A 21,084-nucleotide genomic window follows, 5' to 3' on the forward strand; every position below is an offset into this window, starting at 1 on the left:
CGTTATAACGTCTTCTTTATTTCTGTCTCTTCGTAAGCCTCGATCATATCGCCCACTTGGATATCGTTGAAGTTCGTAATATTCAAACCGCAATCCAAGCCAGCCACGACCTCTTTCGCATCGTCCTTGAAACGTTTCAAAGAACCTAGCTCACCGGCATAGATAACGATACCGTCACGTATCAAACGGATCTTGTTCGTACGTTTGATCTTGCCTTCCTTAACCATACATCCGGCAACCGTACCGACCTTGGTGATCTTGAATACCTGCTGAACTTCCACATAAGCGGTAATCTCCTCCTTGATCTCCGGAGAAAGCATGCCTTCCATAGCGCTCTTCACCTCCTCGATCGCATCGTAGATGATAGAATACAAACGGATCTCCACACCTTCCTTCTCGGCGTTTCTACGTGCTTGCAAAGACGGACGAACTTGGAATCCGATAATGATAGCGTTCGAAGCCGCTGCCAAAACCACATCCGACTCGGAAATCTGGCCAACCGCCTTGTGAATTACGTTTACCTGAATCTCCTCGGTAGACAAACGGATCAAGGAGTCGGACAAAGCCTCTACGGAACCATCCACATCACCCTTCACGATCACGTTCAACTCTTGGAAGTTACCCACGGCGATACGACGTCCGATATCATCCAAAGTAAGCATCTTCTGCGTACGAAGACCTAACTCACGCTGCAATTGCTCACGACGGTTAGCTATCTCACGCGCCTCTTGCTCAGTCTCCAATACATTAAATGTATCACCGGCCTGAGGAGCACCATTCAAACCGAGGATCAATACCGGCTCGGAAGGACCGGCCTTCTCCACCCGTTGATTACGCTCGTTGAACATCGCCTTGATACGTCCTTGATGAGTTCCCGCCAAAACGATATCTCCCATCTTCAACGTACCGTTCTCCACCAATATGGTAGATACATAGCCACGTCCCTTGTCCAAAGAAGACTCGATGATAGAACCAACCGCACGTTTTTTCGGATTCGCTTTCAAATCCAACAGGTCGGCCTCCAACAAGACCTTCTCCAACAACTCCTCGACACCGATACCTTTCTTAGCGGAGATCTCCTGACTCTGGTACTTACCCCCCCAGTCTTCCACCAAGTAATTCATATTCGCCAACTCCTCCTTGATCTTCTCAGGATTAGCATGTGGCTTATCGATTTTATTAATAGCGAAAACAATAGGAACACCGGCAGCCGAAGCGTGATTAATCGCCTCGATCGTCTGAGGCATCACGTTATCATCAGCGGCCACGATAATAATCGCGATATCCGTCACCTTTGCGCCACGGGCACGCATAGCGGTAAACGCCTCATGACCCGGAGTATCCAAGAACGTGATACGGCGGCCATTCTGCAACTTCACGTTGTAGGCTCCGATATGCTGCGTGATACCACCGGCCTCACCGGCGATTACGTTCGCGCTACGGATATTATCCAATAAAGAAGTCTTACCATGGTCAACGTGTCCCATCACCGTTACGATAGGCGGACGGGCTACCCAATCCTCCTCGTTATCATCTTCCTCATCAGCGTTGATCGCCTCGACAACATCCGCGCTTACATATTCAGTCTTATAACCGAACTCCTCAGCCACAATATTGATCGTCTCCGCATCCAGGCGCTGATTGATCGAAACCATAAGGCCGATGCTCATGCAAGTACCAATAACCTCCGTTACAGATACGTCCATCATGTTCGCCAAGTCGTTGGCCGTAACGAACTCGGTCAGCTTCAATACCTTGCTTTCCAGTTCTTCCTGTTCCATCAACTCGTGCTCACGTTTCACAGCGGCGTCACGTTTATCACGACGGTATTTAGCCCCCTTATTATTCTTATTATTCTTGTTGGTCAAGCGAGCCAAAGTCTCCTTGATCTGCTTTTGAACATCCTCTTCACTAACTTCCGCTTTCACCGGCTTCTTCAAGCGAGGCTTACGGTCGTTATTCGGACGATCGTCACGATTCGGGCGCGGATAATTCGTACCCGGCGTATTATTCACGTCTACCCGATCTTTCTTGATACGTTTACGCTTCTTCTTAGCGTCACCTTCCTCACCCGGTTTAGCAGGAGCGTTCGGTTTAATCAAAGTCGGCGAATTCGGACTCTTATGAGGAGCGCCCGGACCGTTGCTATTATTACCCGGCCGATTGTTATTAAACTTTTGCTTCTCATCACGCTCTTTCCGCTTCTCCTCCTTCGTTTTCTTTTTCGGACGAGTCGATTGGTTAAGCGCATCCAAGTCAATCTTACCGGTTACCTTGATCTTTGACTCCAATTTAACCGAGTTCAAACGGAAAAGATTATCATCCTTTTCCTCGGTCTTCTCTACTTCCTGTTCCGGTTTCACACTTTCCACCTTAGGTTCCGCAACAACCGGTTGCTTCTCTACGGTTTTTTCTTTTTCCACTTCCACTACTATAACTTTTTCTTCTTTTTTCTCCGTGGGAGCCTGCGCAGGCTGCGCGGGTTTAACAGGAGCTTGAGCAGCGGGAGCGGCAGGCGCTTCCTTCACTTTCGGCTCTTCCTTTACCTTAGGCTCTTCTTTCACCTTAGGCTCCTCTTTAGCCTTCGGCTCTTCCTGCTGTTTTTTATGTTGTCCACCATCCAAATCGATATGACCCTTCATTACGATCTTAGGTCTGAATTCTTCCGGTATCACTGTCTTTATTTCCGCGGTCTTCTCTTCTTTCACAGAAGGAACCTCTTTCCGCACACGATCCGCCGCAAAATTACGATCTTTCTCTGGCAGATCCTTTCCAAACTCTTTTACGAGCAAAGCATACTGTTCATCACTGATCCTCGTGTTGGGATTATCCTCAACCGAGAACCCATTCCGGTGCAGGAACTCAACCACCGTGTTGATTCCCACGTTCAATTTTCTCTGTACTTGAATTAATTTTATAGGCATATCTAACTTTGTCGTAATACTTATTCGTTACCTTCATCTTCAAATTCCGCAGATAAGATAGCTAAAAGATCGTCCACGGTCTGCTCTTCCAGATCGGCACGTTCAATAATCTCATTGCGGTCCATAGCAAGGACACTCTTCGCCGTATAGCATCCTATATTCTTCAGTGCGTCGATCACCCAGCTGTCGATCTCGTCGGAGAACTCATCCAAGTAGATATCCTCCTCGTCCGCTCCTTCGATATCACGGAATACGTCAATCGTATACTCAGTCAACATACAAGCCAACTTAATATTCAGACCGCCCTTACCGATCGCTAAAGAAACCTCCTCCGGACGTAGATAAACCTCAGCTTTCTTTTCCTCCTCATTCACACGGATAGAAGAGATCTTAGCCGGGCTTAAGGCACGCTGGATAAACAAAGAGAGATTTGAGGTGTAATTAATCACATCAATGTTCTCGTTTCTCAACTCGCGAACGATTCCGTGGATACGAGAGCCTTTCATACCTACGCAAGCGCCTACCGGATCAATACGGTCATCGTATGACTCGACAGCCACCTTGGCACGCTCTCCCGGGATGCGGGCGATCGCCTTGATCGTAATCAAGCCGTCATTAATCTCCGGAACCTCCAACTCAAACAACCGTTGCAAGAAGACCTTATCCGTACGGGAAAGAAGGATCTTCGGGTTGTTATTATAGTTATCCACACGTTGAACGATCGCACGTACGGTCTCTCCCTTACGATAGAAATCGGTCGGGATTTGCTCGGATTTCGGCAGTAGCAACTCATTACCATCGTCATCCAGCAACAGGATTTCTTTCTTCCACACCTGATAAACCTCAGCGGCGATGATGTGGCCTATTTTATCCTTATACTTAGCGTACAAGCTGTCTTTCTGCAATTCAAGTATCTTTGAAGCCAAAGTTTGGCGCAAGTTTAAGATCGCACGGCGTCCGAAGTCTGCAAAATGCACCTCGTCGGTCACTTCCTCGCCCACCTCACAGTCGGCATCGATTTTACGGGCCTCCGTCAACGTAAGCTGCAAGTTCTCATCCTCCAATTCATCATCAGCCACAACCGTACGGTTTCTCCAGATCTCGAAATCACCTTTCTCAGGGTTGATAATCACGTCATAGTTCTCATCCGTGCCAAACATCTTGGCGATCACGTTACGGAACGAATCTTCCAAAACGCTAATCATCGTATCTTTATCGATATTCTTCAACTCCTTGAACTCCGCAAGGGTGTCAATCATACTGATTGTTTCCTCTTTCTTGGCCATAATCTTACTTGAATCTTATTAAGTATTTTGTATATTTTATTTCATCAAATGTATACGACTCATCCTCCACCACAGTCACCTTCCGCTTAGCGCCTTCCGGTTTCACCTTCTTCTCGACAGAGACAACCACACCGTTCTCGTCGGCAGATTTCAACACACCGGTCAGCTTCGAGCCGTTTTTCAACAGCATCTCCACCTCGTTTCCGATGTTCTTGACGTATTGGCGAAGTACCTTGAAAGGAGAAGTAATGCCGGCGGAGCCAACCTCCAGCTCATAATCCTCGACGTCACGATCCAGATGCTCCTCCAAATACCGGCTCAACTCAGCGCAATCATCAATGCTTACCGCTTCATCGTTATCAATTTCAACGACTATCAGGTTTCCCGGTTTAATCACCACGTCTACTAAATAATTGCTTGAAGAGGCTAGTTTTTCCTCTATTAATTGGCTTACCACTTTCTTTTCTATCATACACATATCTGTTAAGAACAAAAGAAGGGGACTACCCGCCCCCTCCTCAACTTCACTTAATCGCCCGCAAATATACAAAAAATCAATGAGTTCTCAAAATATCCTCATCTTTTTACAGAAAAAATTAATACGACACAAACCGGATTACTATCCATAGTAATCAGAATTAATATCTATAGAAATCCGATTTACTATTGACAGTAATATTTATTAACACTTTTATGCCTATCTTTGCTGCCGAATACGAAGGGGTGCTCGCAAAATCCTTCACGAAAGGAGCGGGCTGAGATCATACCCATAGAACCTGTACAGGTAATGCTGTCGTAGGGATTCATGCTTCTCCGATCCTTTCTATTCATCTATTTAGTTTTAAAGCAAAAAGATGAAAAGATGAAAAATGTATTGGTTATCTTGGCCGGCTCCTTACTGGCTACAACCGTCAAGGCACAAATGCCCAGTCCGGTCGACTCCTTGAAAATCTCAAAAGACGTATCTTTGGATGAAGTAGTTATTACCGCTACCAAAGTCGGGAAAGAAACCCCGGTAGCTTATAGCGACATCTCCAAACAAGAGCTAAGCAGCCGGAACAACGGGCAAGGTATCCCATTCCTTATCTCCCAATCCCCGTCTGTTATCATGACCTCGGATGCCGGAACAGGTATAGGTTACTCCGGTTTTCGTATCCGGGGGACAGACGCGAACCGTATCAATATCACGATCAATGGCGTACCGGTTAATGACTCCGAGTCTCATACCGTATTCTGGGCTAATATGGCCGATATAGCCTCCTCGGTAGAATCGATCCAGATCCAACGAGGTGCCGGAACCTCTACGAACGGAGCCGCGGCTTTTGGCGCTACGGTCGCCATGCAAACCGAGAAACCGTCCTTAAAGCCTTACGGCGAATATTCCGTATCAGCAGGTTCTTTCGGTACGCTGAAGCATACGGTAAAAGGCGGTACCGGATTACTTTACGATCATTTCGCTTTCGACGCCCGCTACTCCAATATCCGTAGCGACGGCTTTATCGATCGTGCCTCCGCCCGTATGAGCTCTTACTATGCCTCCGCCGCTTTCTATGCCGATAATACATTGATTAAATTCCAAGCCTTCGGGAACAGCGAGAAGACCTATCAAGCATGGAACGGTGTTCCGTCTTATTTACTTGACACAGATCGTAGCTATAATCCATGCGGAGAATATGAGGAAGATGGAGTGAAGAAGTTTTATAACAATCAGACGGATAATTATTGGCAACACAACTACCATTTAATGGCCAGCCAGCGTATCGGAGATTTCTGGAATATGAACCTGACCCTTCATTACACCGATGGTAACGGATATTACGAGGATTATAAATCGAAAGCCAAATTCAGCAGTTATAAGCTACCGGAATATATCGATCCGGAGGGTAATACCGTAAAAAAGACCGACCTCGTGCGCCGTAAATGGCTCGACAATTATTTCTATGGGACCGTTTATAGCGCGAACTATCAACGTGACAATACCCGCCTTACGCTGGGAACCGCCGTCAACAACTATGTAGGCGACCATTTTGGCCGGGTAATGTGGACCAAAAGCGCAAACGTCTTGCCACAACCGGATTACGAATATTACCGCAATACCGGTAAGAAATTAGACTACAACGCATACGCAAAATTGACCCAACGTCTTTCCCCTCTTTTCACCGGCTATCTGGACTTACAATACCGTGGGATCCATTACACCATTAAGGGAAACGATGACAAAGCCGAGGAAGAGCTGGACATTCATAAGAACTGGAACTTCTTCAACCCGAAAGCCGGTATAAACTTCCATAATAACGGCCATAACGCATTCGTCTCTTTCTCCGTCGCAAATCGGGAACCGAACCGTGACAATTTCACGGAGGCAGGCCCCGAAGAACGTCCTACCCACGAGACCTTATATGATTACGAGGCCGGTTATAGTTTTGGTAACAACCGTTTCCGGGTTGGAGCCAATCTCTATTTCATGGATTACAACAACCAATTAATCCTGACCGGCAAGATCAGCGAGATCGGTGAGGCCCTCACTTCCAATATAAAGGATAGCTACCGAATGGGCATCGAGCTTACCGGAGGTGTACAAATCACCTCTTGGCTGAATTGGAACGCGAACGTAACCCTCAGCCAAAATAAAATCAAGCATTTCGTGGAATACGTGGATAACTGGGATACCGGAGTACAAGAGATCAACGATCTAGGTACAACGAATATCGCTTTCTCCCCAGACCTAATCGCAAACAGCATGTTCGATTTCGCTTACAAAGGATTTATCGCTAGTTTCAACTCGCAAGTAGTAGGCCGCCAATACATAGACAATTCAAGCAGCAAGGATCGTTCCATCGATCCCTACTTTATCAATAGCCTACGTATCGGTTACGCCTTCCAGCCTAAGTTCATGAAAGAAATAACCCTAGACGTGACTATCAACAACCTCTTCAACGAGAAGTACGAGACCAACGCATGGGTATACTCGTATATCGAAAACGGCACACGTAAAAAGGATGACGGTTATTTCACCCAAGCCGGCACGAACGCCATGGCCAGGATCACCTTCAAATTCTAACTTAATTTTCAATTACTAAAATGGTTTGGCTAGAATACTTCGGAGTAATAACCGGTCTACTCTATCTCTTTCTAGAGATTAAACAACATAAGGCCATGTGGGTGGTGGGATTCCTCACCTCCCTCGTGTATGTATTTGTCTTCCTGTCCGCTAAGATCTATGCGGACATGGGATTGCAAACCTATTACGTAGGAATCAGCATATACGGTTTCTATCAATGGACCCGGAAGAAACATGAGACACACACGGAAAACGACAGTCTTCCCTCCGACCGTATCCTATACACCCATCTGAGCCTTCCGCTTTTCGTGGGGATTATCGGAACATTGGCCGTTGTATTCGCCATCTTATGGTATCTCCTTCATCAATTCACGGACTCTCCCATCCCCGTAGGCGATGCGTTCACCACGTCGGTAGGCATTGTCGCTACTTGGATGCTGGCAAGGCGAATTATCGAGCATTGGATTTTTTGGGTAATCGTAAACCTCGTTTCCGTATATCTTTATTACCTTCGGGGCTTGTATCCGACGATGCTACTCTATTTTTGCTATGCGACACTAGCCATAGTAGGCTATTACAATTGGCGGAAGAAAGGGGAAGAGTTTTGAATTATGAATTTTGAATTATGGGAGATAATATGGAAAGTCTGGAAGGAGGATGTGTGATCGTAGCGAATGGGAGATTTCCTTCCGCTGAGTTACCCTTGAGATTATTAAAGGAAGCGAAAACGATTATCGCTTGTGATGGAGCCGTAAAGACACTTTATGAAAAGGGTATTCATCCGGACGCTATCGTAGGAGACTTGGACAGCATACCCGCCGGCCTGCGCGAACGCTACGCAGACCGAATCCATCATGTAGAGGACCAAGAGATCAACGACCTCACCAAATCCGTCCGTTTCGCCCATACCCAAGGCTATCGAGAAGTTCTCATATTAGGAGCTACCGGATTGCGTGAGGATCATACATTGGGAAATATATCCCTTCTTATGGACTATGCCCACTTATTCAAGCGGGTGGAGATGTTATCCGACTATGGCCTTTTCACTCCTATCTTAGAAACAACAACCTTCGCTTCTTATCCGGGACAACAAATCTCCATTTTCGTTCTTTATCCCGAAGGGGAGATTAGTACGGAAGGACTCCGTTGGCCCATTCGCCGACGAAAGCTCACCTCATGGTGGCAAGGAACTCTCAACGAGGCTTTGGGAGACCAATTCACTGTCACTCTCTCCCCGGATTGCCGGGTAATCATTTACAGGGAGGCATCCCATACAAAAGAATAGTCCTGAAAAGTATCACTACTTTCCAGGACCCTTACACCCCTCAACTTTACATGCTTAAATAAGAAGCGTTCGCTTCCTTATCAAGCAGATAATTTTTTTAACTCATTCTCTTTCCATTCGGAAAAACCTTCTACCCTATCCCTTATCTGGAACTGTAGCTTATCGTCGGCAACCAACTTCAGCACAGCCGTGGGAGAAAGCGGCAAATACATATCATTCACGGCGAAAAAAGCTTTCAGTAAGACCACGTCATAGTCATCGTGGATTACTTCTTTCTTTAATACAACCGGTACCTCCATCTGAGTCAGATAGTAGGCTGAACGTTCGTATGCGCACCAAGCATCTCCTTCCAGATACAGATAGACATTGTTTGGATTATCTACCTCATGAGGCAGAACCAACTCTACTACATCTGATGCTTGTTCCATATAAAAGAAATTATTATTAATATTTGTCTTCATGACATTTACAAATTAAGTGCCTTCTGCCCTATACGTAGGGAGGAATAGCTATCATTTTACAGCGTTGAAACTATCAAATACCGCATTATCCTCTATTTTCTTGCGTAATTCCTCTAAATTTATAGCTGCGGCCTTTACGCCCATATCCTGAGCCTGCTTCAATAGAGATTCCGCTTCTGCCAAATCACCGGTCAACATACTTAACACTCCTTTTGCGTGAACCGCCTCTGGGGCGTTCCCCGCTTTCGCCAAATAGTTCTTAGCGGAAGCATAATCACCCTTGCCCATAGCGATATTCGCAGCGTTAAGATTCGCTACCGGATCATTCGGGAACATACGGACAGCGATATCAAATACATTATTATATTCGTCACTACCGATCTCATAGCTGTTAGCCACCGCGAACATCTCCCCTAAACTTAGCTGTTGCGGACGGGTCTTGATGATCTCACGCCCCTCATCCACCGTAAACTCGCGTACCGTATAATCAATCTTATATTCCGAGCGACGTAACGAAGGGAAAATATCTTTCAATACATAACGGAAAGCGGCGCCCCCCCCCAAGGCACGCAACTTAGCCTCCTTGCGATCCGGATCATCCGAGCTATCGATAATCGCCAATACCTCGCTACGATTCGGTACATTCGGATCGGCCTCTACCTTTTCCTTAAAACCGGCCCAGTCTTCCGGTTCCGAGCTCATCGTGAAGAAATCAGCCTTGAAGTCATTCTTTTGGCGGATATAGTCACGTAACGCTTTGACTCGATTATCCGCCAATTTCTTATTACTAGCGTAAGAGCCTTCCGGTGAGGCATATCCTTTCAGTACGATACCTGTCGGTTTCACGTTCTTATCCTCTGTAACGGTACGGATCGTATTATTGATCTTCGCCAACTCCACCGCATTATTCCGGAAATCCGGAAGAATCTGATATTTATCCACTTGGAAGTCCAAGAAAGCCGTACCGACTTCCGCACGATGCTTCTCCGTCTCCGCCATCGGCGTGATATAAGAGAATGTAGGCTGAACCTCATAGCGCTTATCCGGACGGCGGCGAATCTTATCCGCGATCAATAACGGACTACCGGCCTCTTCCTTACCGCAACCGCATAGATTCGGGTCTAACACGACACGTGCGTCTTTCATCCAATCCTCAAAAGGCACGGCGGTTTTATAACTTACCACTTGATCTTCCTTACCGGCTTTCAATATGGTATAATGAGGTACGTCGTTCAAATTATCCAAAGCGACCTCACGGTTATATACTTTCTGGCGGATACGTCCGTTCACCAAAATAGAAGGAAGCCCCTCCTTTTGCGATGCCGATTCCAAGACGGGGGTCAGTTCCAAATAGCTACGGGATTTCACCGCATCACCACTTACTGTCACCACGGCATCGATATATATCGAGTCACCCTTCTGCACCACGTCGTTACAAATCACTTTAACCCCATCCGAGGCAGTCTGTCCCATGATCGCCGGAGACACGACGGCCATCATAGCCGCCATCATATATGTATTTATCTTTTTATTCATCGCTTGGGTCATTTAATAAAGTAAATAATAGAAATAGCCGCCTTCGTAACCCCGAAATAATCTTTCGTCTCGCTCTTCAATATCGTACCACAAGTAGCGCATGGATACTTATCGTAATCCAGATGCGCCCAGCCGATACCCAGCACGGCTTCCATGCTCCACCGGTCGCTCAACAACCATTGATAACCATAAGAAAGTCCGGCTCCATACAAATTACCTTGATACCGATGATTCTCCATATTCTTGCTCAAGAACTTCAAACCTCCAACATTGTAATCCGCATAGTGCGCATGTAAGCCGAAGAAATGTCCGTTGAACTTCTCACACAACCAATAACGGGCTTCCGGTTGCACCAGCCAATGTTTCATACGGGCCTCGTCGCCATACTTCCACCCATTATAGTTGCCGGACAGATCCAGCGACCACTTTTTCGCCAAGCCAACCTCTACGCCCAAGTTAATCGTAGCTGTCGCATCATAGAGCAAGTTCGACTTCACCGCGAACTTCTGGCCGTAAACGCCTGTCGTAGCTACCAAGAGCAGGACTAGGAAAAGAATTCTCTTCATATCGAATATTTTTTCGTTTTTATTATACATTCATGAATGCCTTCACTTCGACGAGCTCACATTCAACTGTTTAAGTAATAATTTACCGGGCTTAAACTTCACGCTCTTGCGAGCTCTTATCATGTAAGCCACCCCATTCTTAGGATTTCTACCGATCCGTTCGGTTTGTTCCCAAGCGGAGAACGTTCCAAACCCCAATAGCATCAAAGAACCATCATTTTCCAAAGCCTCTGTCGTAACCTCTTCCCAAGCTTGCGCAAACCGCATCGCCTCCACTCGGGTTATCGACAATTTATCGGCCAATGTTTTTATAAGTTCTCTCCTATTCATCCCTTTCACTTTTAATTTGCATCACAAAAATAGATTATAACATTTCTTAGCACGATAGGTGTGAGTTTCAACTTTAAAGGGTAAACCTACCAACTATCCTTGATTGATAAGAACACCTATTCATTTCCGAGAAGGTGATAGGAACACCGATACTTTATAAAGACAGTAAGGGGGCAGACTTGTGTAAGCCTGTCCCCTTACCAGTGATACCACATTTATCAGACTCGGATTTTATTAGCATCATCAATCCGTATCATCCACATCTAACTCTTAATCTCTTCCTCGCGAATGAGATTCTCCAGATCGTTTACCTCCTCCAAGGAAAGCCCTGTAGATTGGGCGATCACAAACGAATCCACGCCGGCTTTCCTCAAGTTGCTAGCCGTACCTAAGAGCGCTAGACGTGCGCCTCTCGCCTCCGCATTCTCCACCGCGTATTCCATCGTAGCCCGCCAATCCCGATAGATCTTCAGGTTCTCGTCGTAGACGGCACGCTCCTGCGGGGTGAGGGAACCCAGGTTAGCCACGTCCTGCAGGTGGCGGAAGTGGGCCTCTTTCTCTTTCAATGGGGACAGATGCCATACACCGGAAGCAGGTCGTATTTCCACTCCGGACCTCTCTCGACTTGACGGGAGATCATACGGCAAATGTAATAAAAACCGCGGTTGAAGAAGTAATTCTGGGGGCAATTCTGCATTTCCACTATAAATTTGCCTCCGTCCGTATCCTCGCAAAGAAGGTCGAAGATCACGGTACGTCCATCCGATAATTCAGGGGAGATCTCCTTGTCCATATAAGTGAGGTCGGTCACCTCACGTTCGCCATGCAAGGCGGCGTTGATGAAATCCAGCATCACTTGCTTGTCTCCGAAAACGGCCTTGAAGCCGCTATCCAGCATGATATTCACGTAGTGTTCCATAGTTCGTATGGGTTTTGATTGATTAATACTTGAAAACGTATCTATACCGTAAAGGTAAAGACTATTTCCCGGATAAACAACCTTATCCCGATAAAATAAACCATTCATGACATGGTTATAGCCAAAGATCTTCCCGTCAGCCAAACCGGTACGATCCGGTCTTTTTGATCGCAATGAGACGTGTATCGTGACACATCCTTTTTACGAGAAGGGCAAAATAGGGGAAAGGCGATCGCTATAAGTAACGTTTTTCGCGGGAAAAAGCCCCTTTTAGGACATGATAGGCGGCGAAAGGCTATGCGACAGGTCGCGTTGGGCAACACCGATAGTGCCGTTGGGCATCATAACCCTGTTACACCCCGGTTCTAACCCCTTAAAATCCCCCAAACAAGCCACTAAATATGAATTACGATGAACCAATTTCGCTAGAATGAAAGGGCGTTTTTCAGCATATGCCTATACGCCAGATGATTGCTTATTTTTTCTCGCGTATTTAGGGATGGACTGGAGGTCTGTACGGAAAAGGGGATTCTCTGGGGGATAAGGATACAAAGTGTCAGATTGATTTCAACTAAATAGAGAGAGACGCAGCATGCCGCGTCTCTACAACTAGATATATTAATTTATTTTTTCATTCCTTTACACAACGGACAAACATACCGTTATTCGTATTTGATGAACCAACATTAATAGGCACATTTGTATTCAAAGAATACCAGAAATCGATAAAATGCATATTCGTATCAGCCTTAGAGTCTCCAGATCCAGACCAATAAAAAGCCCCATATCGATGGTCTTCATTATAGAGAAGTTGGCCACTGCCCAAATACCCAATGCCAATCTCATCAATCCCGGTATCCTCCGCAGCACTTCCATGCTCAGTCATAACTGCCTTACCATAAGAGAAGAACAAATTGACTGGCTCTCCAGAAGAACGAACCATTAATGTCCCTTTAGCCGGATTACAATGTATAGTTTTATCTATAACCGCATTGCCTTTTGAATCCCATTGCCAACCAAAAGGAGTATTTTCAACCGGGCAACTATCATCATACACATATCCTCCATATGTAAATAATGTATTTTTCTCCGTAGCACTTTTAATCGCACTATAATGACTAGACACAGGGACTTTATAACCACTCGGACATGGACCTTGTTTATTATCCCATTTGTATTTTTCACTGCGCATCTCATCTGGTGTTTTATCTTTCCAATTCAAATGTTTATTACCATAAATCACATCCCATGGTGTATAATAAGAATCTGAAGCCCCTCCCTGGTAAAAATATCCAGATTGGGTCGGAGCCTCGGTGATAAATCCTTTTCTCGTACAGTTGAATAAAGACCAAGTTGCACCGCCATCCAATAACTGTGTATCCGCATAACCTTGACGCAAATAAATCATATGCTCACAACGATTGTTGTGATAAGTAACTTTAATAGCTCCATAACGATTATAACTAGCCCCCTTCGTAGTGCTATTCGGTTTATAATTAAAAATAACATCACCTCCTGTACCTGTAACAGACTTCAATGTGCCAACGGCAGACTGTCCGTCTTCCGTTGATAGCGTAAACCAATCCCCGGCGGTAATAGTAGCCGTCCAAGGACCAATAGAATTCAATATCTCATACTTTCTCTTCCCCTTATTAAATTCACGAACCTTAACTTCGACAAGATCCGTGTTATCCCATTTCTTATAGAAAGCAATCGGATCAACCAAACGAATAACTTGATTGACAGTTACTGTTTTAGAAACTGATTTTCCATCCGCCCCTGTAGCCGTAATAGTCACGGTATTAGTTATGTGATCTTTACTACTAATATTCGTTTTCCTTGTGGTAACTCGAATCGTATTCGTATTTGTATCATACTCATCAATCTGGAAATCCTCACCATTTGAACCTTGCACTCTCCATGTACAACCATCAAACCAACCATGGTCTGTCGGCAACTTCACTTGGATATCACTCATAGAACCTATCCGATATCCGATATAAATATCATCTGCCGTAAAATCCCAGTTGAAATCTTTCGTCACACGCCAAGAAGCCTCGTCAACCCCGCCCTTACCGGTAAGATTAAGTGTCACGTTATAGTGAGCGTTTCGCTCTACCGCAAAATTGGTAAAAGCGTTATCTCCTAAGAAAAAACGATAAACAATCTTCCCTGTAGCACCCATTTCTGAATACTCTGCTTCCACACTAATATAAGAACAAGTTTTATCTTTTTCCACAGTGGCGACATCCTTTATTGGGGTGGTACCTAAACTTGCAGGGGTTTTATAAGCCTCTACATACTTTCCATTTTCTTGTAAGCACACACCATCCGGTTGCAGATTCTCATACATGAAGAATATATTGTTATCTTTCATTGAACTAATATTTTCTACTGGATTGGAAAATTCGATCATATCAGCTTCCGTTATATAATCTGAAGGTGACGGATTTTTCGGAATTAAGTTGTTCATAAACAATTTACCAGTAGTCGGCACTTGATGCAAAGATACTTTTAGGGGCTTGATCGTACGATCTTTCAATCCAGAAGTATTCACGGATACGGATATCATAGCGTAAATACGCTTTAACGAAAGAATGGCAGAACCTTTTCCTCCACTAACGGATACATCATCCGAGGATGCGCTCATTATCATCTTAGGCAAATTACCAGACATTCCATACGATAGATTATTTATCTCATCGAACGACTTCGATGTCAAATTGGAACCCGCATTCGCGATCACGCGTACACGATAAGAACCGTTCGGCAAGATCATATCGTAATTAACAGCCTTGTCCTTTTCATTATTATCCACGGAAAGGCCGTTCAAGCCAGTACCGGTCAAATACAATCCTTTGGCTAATTCACTATTATCCTTATTATATACAAGAATATTCAAATCATTAATAGCGTTAGCATCATCCGCAGAGGCTTTCGTGAACGGAGAAATCACGTCGCTAGTGGAAACGCTCAAGGACAGACGCAATCCTTCAACTTTCGGCTCTCCCCCATTAACTTCCGTCTCTTCCATGCAAGAACCTAATCCTAGCATTAACAGGCCCAAGAATAAGGCATATATATATTTTATCGCTTTCATAATACTCTATTTACTGTTTAATTAAAGTTTGCACTAACATCTTTACCGATCCAGGGAGTCACCCATAACTTGAACTCACCGGTCGAACGCTTCAAGGTACCTGTCACCTTATAGTAATTGCCATGGATCAAGCCGTCCGTGCATTTACCCTCCACATATTTAGGATTGATAATGATAGGATATAAATAGGCAGAAGAAATAGCCGAATTAAACTCATAACCCTGCCCTATCATTTCACCCTCACCTGTAGTCTCTTTTATGATAGAGAACGAAGAACTTCCTTCAGCCCATCCGCTACTATTTTGCCAGTGAAGATATAGCTTATTAAGCTCATAAATGGAGATAGTCTTGGCATAGCCCTCAGCTAATCGTCCAGTGATATTTACAGTCAAAGCTTCTGAGGTATCGGATACATAAACAGGCTTCTCATACGTGTAGAAAGTTATATCCACGTTTTCTACTCCTTCTGTAATGCTTTTAGTTATATTATCTAAAGTAGATGAAGGTAGCTGCCCTCTAGGTATCAATAATGTTGAGGATTTCTCTATATTTTTAATTTCCACCCCTTTCAACTCAAAATAAGAAGTAGGAGTATAGCTTGTGTTCTTATATTTCGCACCCGTAATCTTAGCCTTCTTTATATTACTTCCCTGATACTCTTTCGGTATAATAGGATCTGTATCTCCAGATGCATTGTAAGCCGTAGCAATTACAGGATTTGTGTCATCGCCCCACTCACTTTTACGTTTGATCACAAATGAGCCTTTTATATTTTTTACAATCATGGGATCATTTAGATCATTGGCACTTTGCATATTGTTTTTATTAAACAAGGGCACAATCTCACCCGCATCATAATCACCAAATACCAAACCTTCCTCATCCGGTTTAGGAGGCAACTTAGAAGAAGGCACTTCAACAGCTAAACTCAACTGAACTTTTGCCGCCAATTGCTTCAAATGAACATCCTCGCCACCGGAAATAGCACCGTTATTAGCGGTAAAGCGCATATCCTGCTCACCTACCTTTATCAAGGTTTTCGGATCAAATGTATAATAGCCCTCTCCACCCAATGTAGCGGAATAAGCAACCTTCTCCGCACTTAACGTATTATAATCCATCTCGGCATAAGACGCGGCCTTCCCCGCCAACGGATTCGCGATGGCTACCACCTTCAGGTCCGTGTTAAGCGGCAAGGTTAAGCCTGTCAATTTAAAGGAGCCGGGACTTTGCTCCCCAACGAAGCTGCCATCACCTAAAGTACCCGATTTAGAAGTCAAATATTTCCACTCGTTACCCTCCTTCTTGAAGATCGAGACGAAGATTTCGTTTATATTGAGTTCCTCTGCCGTAGCGTACTCATAATTGCCCCCGGCATCTATCGCTTTAGTCTCCACGCCTTCCGTAGAGAAGGAGATCGAAACCGTACCTGTTTCCATCGGCTGCTCATCAATCAGCTTATCTTCCGTACATGCGGCAAAGGCCAAGAGCGCCAGAAATCCTGTCAATAGTATATTTTTCAACTGCTTCATGTTATATATATTTTACCCTGTTTTTACTACATTACCGGCTCACCATAGATATCACCAACCTCCAATGTATTCAAGATCCAATCATCGATCACGAACCGGATCTCTTCCGAGGCATAGCCAATCGTCACATTCAGCTTATAAAGCTTTCCTCCTTCAACTCCCGCTGCACCTACCCCATCGATCTTGATCGGATAGGTACGTTCCATTTCCGCACCACCATCTACCTTATAAGTTATTTTCATGGAAGTAAGAGTATTCGCGTCCGTATTATCATAGCCATAGAAACGGATCTTATCGTAAGTGCCATAAGGTGCTTTATCGGGATCCATCGGATTCACGTCGCTCGGCTTCCTTATATCCGTCATATCGAGAAACGAGTCGCCATACTCACCCACCACTTTCGCGCCTTGCTTGATGTTCAGCATCTGTACGGAAACGACCTCCACATTCTTCACTTCCGGATATTGGCCATTCACTTTCTCCTTACTCGCGTCTACCACCTTGAAGAAGGCAAGCTCGAACGCGGCGGCTCTCTGCGATACGGGGATTGTCACTTTATTGCAGTTCGCATCATCGTGGGTAGCCAATTGAGAAGTTGTCTTATAAGCGCCAATGGGTTGTCCCCCTACTTTTACTAAAAGAGTGGGGGGTTCTGCCAGCTCGACATTCTTGATGCCGTTCAAGGTCTTACAAGCCAATAAGCGGCTGGCCGTCTCTGCACTCAGATTCGCTACCGCATAAGCACTAAGCGTCGGTGGGTTCTTACTGGGAACTTTCACGATCATATGGCGTTTGATCTCTGTAGTGAAAGACTCACTACTCGCCTGCAAATCGGCCGTCTCGAACCAATAAGAAGAGAGCACGTTTTCTCCTTCAATAATAGCCACAAAGCAATTGCTGATCGAAGCTTCCGTAGAGGTATCAATGTTAGGGTCTTCCTTCTCACCGGCTTTGGTCATGGGGCCATTACCGGAAAGGGAGATAGAGAAAACGGCCTCGGTATCCGCGATATTCGTATCCGAGCCTTTCGTATCCACATCATTCAAGATATCGTCTTCCATGGAGCAGGATACTCCGATGCAGAGGAAGCATACCAGTGCTAGTATATTCTTTATTTTCATAATGGATTGAATTTTTCTTGTTGTTTTACAGAAGCAAAAGTAGAAGAAAGCCTTAGTAGCTACGATAGGCGTAAGTTTCAATTTTAAGGGGTAAAACTAGCATATTGAATATAGGTATTTAAGGGTGTGGTTAAAGCTATCTTTCGAGATAGGGATACCTATGTAGCGCACGATTCCACCTATATAATAAGGAAAGAAGCAGGAAAAAAGAAAGCGGGGCCCGGACTATTCCGGACTCCGCCTCTGGTAGTCTATTCGGTGTACTATATTTATCAATTCACGTCTTCCTCGTACTGGTTGATAACTGTCCAAGGCTCAACCTTTACGCTGAAACTGATGCAAGCGTTTAACTCGCTCGTATCGGGGTCCGGTGATCCTTCGCCAGTGATGGTGGCGTATACCTTATATATATTGTTGCGTTGAACGCCTACAGAAGAACCGTCACTAATAGGGATACGATAGTAACGATTTTCCTTGGTTACTCCATTATTTGTCCAGTTTCCTTTCAGAATCAACATGGTCTGGATATTTCCGGAAGGATTATCACCTTCTTTATCTTTAGTCATCTCATGTTTTTCACCATCGTACTCATATACATAGAATTGAGCCATCTCATCAGTATAAGTAGAGGAACTAATGGTCGCATCTTTGAACTTCTTCCAAGCTGATCCATTATAATCAATAGCACCGGATGTCATATTTCTAGAATGATCATTATTAGTCATATTTAGATCAATAGCCTGATATGTTTTAGCAAACTGACCATCCGTGTTGCCATTCACCAAGAAATAATCATCTCTAATATAAGGACATCCATGAACGAAAACCGCTGCGGGATCAGTTCCTGCCACCTCTAATGAATAACCCGTGGATGAAGAACCATAGAACATAGACTTCGTGCTGACATTCGCTACATACACACCCGTCAAAGTAAATATAGCATCCGCATAATTCTGCGTGAAGTTACAATCCAATCCTTCCAGTTGTACACGGGCTACGTGGCGGGTTACCGAAATCCTATCAGTATCCGGGATCGTTGCCGGATCATAAGTAGTAGAACCTTCAGTCCACGCTCCGCTATTATCAGGAATAACGATAGTATGCCCCTGACCTTCTGCTGCATTTTTCGTATATGCGATAGTAGGAGTCGTAGATGCCTTTACCCAATTATCATAATCGGTTCCGGCTAAAAGTTTATTCGCTCCACCACCGATCGTTATTATTTGGCTGAACATCGGTACATATGCTGTTCCGGCATTTACAGCAGAAAAAGCCACAGGCTTGTCGCCCGGTAATAAAGCGCTTGTTAAATCCCCTAGTTTTTCAGGAGTATTCCCTAGTTTAGTATTAGCGAAAAATACGGCTTTCAACTGCGTATCGGATAGTTCTCCCGCTTTTGTAGCCTTCACCTTTACCACTATATCCTCAACGGTAGTTACCGATGTTTTACCCATAGCGGAGACCGTTTTCATAGCGGCGAATTTATAATTGTCTTCATTTCCGCCATTATCCACATAGAACAAATAGGCGGTCAACTCATGTATAAATCGCTCATTGCCGCTACCTTCGTCCGTTGTCGCGTCCGCTTTTGTCTTTATCCCGTCCAAGGCCGTAGCCGTGAGGGATACGTTCGTCTCTATCATCTGATAGTTCTCGTCCGGTATATCGATGCCATTTGAGCTGTCGTCGGAGCAAGAGGCGAAAGCGCAAACCACCAAGGAGGCTAGGAATAAATGTTTTAGTTTCATATCTGTAATTTTTTCTTGTTTATACTATTATTAAATTCCCTATGATTATGATACTCATCAATTGTCATTAATCGATTACCGGATGTTGCGACACAGGACCCCAACCTACCACTTGAACGGCGATATACAAACTGGCGTCATCCACCTCCGGCTCCGGTTCCGGTGTAGGATCCGGTGTAGGATCTACCGGCGTATTATCAAAACTATCCCCATCGAAATAGAGGTTCAAACGATACACGTAGTTACGGCGCACATAATTATGATCATAGCCGTTTTGAATACCGTTCGTATTGATCGCGGCGGTGAATATCTTTGTCTGTGCCTTATAGCTGGAATCGCCTTCGATGGTAGCACGCACGGCGATGCGGGTATGATCGTCGCTTTTCATGTTCTCCATCACGTAATGCACGTACGGCGTGTTGGAGACGGAGGAAGCGTCGCTCACTACCATATCCTCGAAGGTTGTCTCTTCGGAATTAACCACGGCATCCGAGGTTTCCACGGCTCCCCAATCATCCTCGCTGAAATAATACGATTTCGTCTTCACGTTATATATACCAACTCCTTCAATCTTTACCGTACGTCCGGCAAGAGGAGTGGAAGCGAAGCGGGTAGCGATATTCACCAAGTCGACACGCGCCGCCACACGGGTAAGCAGGATCGGATCGGAGATGCCATCGATATTCTGATCACCCAAGTCTTCGTAACCCAAATAGTTATCATCGCCCGTCAAGGCCGATTTCGTAACGATCGCTTGGCTGCTCATCGTCAGGTTCGTCTGTGCCTGAGAGGAGAGATCAAGCATCTGAGCCTGTAAGTCACCGTATGAGGATACGGAAGAGACCAGATCCCTCGGCACGTTGGCCAATACCACGATACGAGCTTTAACGGCTTTCGTAGTGGGCACGTCGGCGATGAGAGCGGAATGTTCGGCTCCGGATAAAGCTTCCCACTTAGAGCCTAGCATCTCCGTACCGTCCTCGTTAAATACGACCACCGCCAAGTTATTGATATAAGCCTCACCTTCCAGCTCATTCACGTCGTTGGGATTGTATGCCTTAGTCATCGTACCCGCCGTTTTCACACGAACAGACAACCTCGCCCCATCGGGAAGAACCGGATCGTCTTCCTTCGAACAACTCACACAAGCGAGAATGGCCAAGCCCAGTAATAGTATGTTTTTATATAGTCTCATATGCTTAGTATATTTCTTTA

Annotated in this window: 17 protein-coding genes and 1 riboswitch; of the genes, 3 read left to right on the top strand and 14 right to left on the bottom strand. The window is 45.1% G+C overall.

Translation table 11 applies throughout. The features are described 5' to 3' along the window. Positions 1–2: 2 nt before the first annotated feature. The 3 genes from infB to rimP are packed head-to-tail and all read right to left on the bottom strand — an operon-like array spanning position 3 to position 4,682. On the bottom strand, positions 3–2,924 hold the full coding sequence (gene infB, locus CI959_RS05115) for a translation initiation factor IF-2 (protein ID WP_057316352.1): 2,922 nt from the start codon (positions 2,922–2,924) through the stop codon (positions 3–5). Positions 2,925–2,944: 20 nt separating this feature from the next. Beyond that, entirely contained in the window at positions 2,945–4,210 is a 1,266-nt protein-coding gene (gene nusA, locus CI959_RS05120; protein ID WP_005859396.1) for a transcription termination factor NusA, read from the bottom strand. A 4-nt stretch (positions 4,211–4,214) separates the two neighbouring features. Further along, complete coding sequence (rimP, locus tag CI959_RS05125; protein ID WP_005859398.1) at positions 4,215–4,682, bottom strand: ribosome assembly cofactor RimP; 468 nt, start codon at positions 4,680–4,682, stop codon at positions 4,215–4,217. Between the two features lie 237 nt (positions 4,683–4,919). Then, positions 4,920–5,030: riboswitch (TPP riboswitch) on the top strand. A gap of 42 nt (positions 5,031–5,072) precedes the next feature. Here rimP and CI959_RS05130 point away from each other — a divergent pair. Genes CI959_RS05130 through CI959_RS05140 form a run of 3 tightly spaced genes read left to right on the top strand, consistent with a single transcriptional unit; the run spans position 5,073 to position 8,556 of the window. Then, on the top strand, positions 5,073–7,271 hold the full coding sequence (locus tag CI959_RS05130; RefSeq protein WP_012056060.1) for a TonB-dependent receptor: 2,199 nt from the start codon (positions 5,073–5,075) through the stop codon (positions 7,269–7,271). A gap of 20 nt (positions 7,272–7,291) precedes the next feature. Continuing rightward, entirely contained in the window at positions 7,292–7,879 is a 588-nt protein-coding gene (pnuC, locus tag CI959_RS05135; RefSeq protein WP_012056059.1) for a nicotinamide riboside transporter PnuC, read from the top strand. A 17-nt stretch (positions 7,880–7,896) separates the two neighbouring features. Next, a complete protein-coding gene (locus CI959_RS05140; protein WP_005859406.1) occupies positions 7,897–8,556 on the top strand; it encodes a thiamine diphosphokinase in 660 nt (219 codons plus the stop codon). A gap of 80 nt (positions 8,557–8,636) precedes the next feature. Here the strand turns inward: CI959_RS05140 and CI959_RS05145 are convergent, their stop codons facing one another. The 11 genes from CI959_RS05145 to CI959_RS05190 form a co-directional block, all read right to left on the bottom strand. Continuing rightward, entirely contained in the window at positions 8,637–9,017 is a 381-nt protein-coding gene (locus tag CI959_RS05145; protein WP_009016915.1) for a hypothetical protein, read from the bottom strand. Between the two features lie 51 nt (positions 9,018–9,068). Then, positions 9,069–10,553: a DUF3868 domain-containing protein gene (locus CI959_RS05150; RefSeq protein ID WP_057316453.1), complete on the bottom strand. Its 1,485-nt coding sequence runs from the start codon at positions 10,551–10,553 to the stop codon at positions 9,069–9,071. Between the two features lie 8 nt (positions 10,554–10,561). Next, positions 10,562–11,119, bottom strand: a complete 558-nt coding sequence (locus tag CI959_RS05155) for a DUF3575 domain-containing protein (protein WP_057316350.1) — start codon at positions 11,117–11,119, stop codon at positions 10,562–10,564. 42 nt (positions 11,120–11,161) lie between these two features. Next, the gene (locus tag CI959_RS05160; protein ID WP_057316347.1) at positions 11,162–11,449 is read right to left on the bottom strand and encodes an HU family DNA-binding protein; all 288 of its coding nucleotides are present in this window, start codon (positions 11,447–11,449) and stop codon (positions 11,162–11,164) included. 263 nt (positions 11,450–11,712) lie between these two features. Next, a complete protein-coding gene (locus CI959_RS22085; RefSeq protein WP_315970790.1) occupies positions 11,713–12,057 on the bottom strand; it encodes a hypothetical protein in 345 nt (114 codons plus the stop codon). After that, a complete protein-coding gene (locus CI959_RS22090) occupies positions 12,012–12,542 on the bottom strand; it encodes a PD-(D/E)XK nuclease family transposase (RefSeq protein ID WP_315970791.1) in 531 nt (176 codons plus the stop codon). The genes CI959_RS22085 and CI959_RS22090 overlap by 46 nt, the downstream gene beginning before the upstream one ends. A gap of 457 nt (positions 12,543–12,999) precedes the next feature. Further along, the gene (locus tag CI959_RS05170) at positions 13,000–15,468 is read right to left on the bottom strand and encodes a DUF4906 domain-containing protein (protein WP_057316346.1); all 2,469 of its coding nucleotides are present in this window, start codon (positions 15,466–15,468) and stop codon (positions 13,000–13,002) included. Between the two features lie 17 nt (positions 15,469–15,485). Next, complete coding sequence (locus CI959_RS05175) at positions 15,486–17,000, bottom strand: hypothetical protein (RefSeq protein ID WP_057316344.1); 1,515 nt, start codon at positions 16,998–17,000, stop codon at positions 15,486–15,488. Between the two features lie 26 nt (positions 17,001–17,026). Beyond that, the gene (locus CI959_RS05180) at positions 17,027–18,121 is read right to left on the bottom strand and encodes a hypothetical protein (protein WP_057316342.1); all 1,095 of its coding nucleotides are present in this window, start codon (positions 18,119–18,121) and stop codon (positions 17,027–17,029) included. 272 nt (positions 18,122–18,393) lie between these two features. After that, positions 18,394–19,869 carry a fimbrial protein gene (locus CI959_RS05185; protein WP_057316340.1) on the bottom strand — a complete coding sequence of 492 codons (1,476 nt, stop codon included), beginning with the start codon at positions 19,867–19,869 and terminating at the stop codon, positions 18,394–18,396. A gap of 67 nt (positions 19,870–19,936) precedes the next feature. After that, the gene (locus CI959_RS05190; protein WP_057316338.1) at positions 19,937–21,064 is read right to left on the bottom strand and encodes a fimbrial protein; all 1,128 of its coding nucleotides are present in this window, start codon (positions 21,062–21,064) and stop codon (positions 19,937–19,939) included. Positions 21,065–21,084 lie beyond the last annotated feature (20 nt).

Origin of the sequence: Parabacteroides sp. AT13 (assembly GCF_002272965.1) — a bacterium.
GTDB classification, from domain to species: Bacteria; Bacteroidota; Bacteroidia; order Bacteroidales; family Tannerellaceae; genus Parabacteroides; species Parabacteroides distasonis.